1 pseudogene is annotated in these 234 nt (G+C 41.0%); it reads left to right on the forward strand.

Annotated elements, in window-relative coordinates:
- Nucleotides 1-234, forward strand: a pseudogene (locus AAEY62_RS24930) (dihydroorotase); the annotation flags it as partial.

The raw sequence follows: 234 nt of genomic DNA on the forward strand, positions 1-234 counted from the left end.
GTTCGTGATATTAGCCGTTATATGGGTCGAGCAATTATTATGCCTAATTTAATGCCGCCAGCAACTTGTACAGATACGGCATTAGCATACAGAGAACGTATAATGGCTGCAGGCCCACAAGGCAATTTTGAGCCTTTAATGGTGCTATACCTTACAGATAAAACAACCCCAGATGAAATAATAAAAGCCAAAGCAACTGGCAAAATAGTTGCAGCAAAACTATATCCGGCAGGT

Origin of the sequence: Pseudoalteromonas sp. GW168-MNA-CIBAN-0100 (assembly GCF_040309225.1) — a bacterium.
Taxonomy (GTDB): Bacteria; Pseudomonadota; Gammaproteobacteria; order Enterobacterales; family Alteromonadaceae; genus Pseudoalteromonas; species Pseudoalteromonas arctica.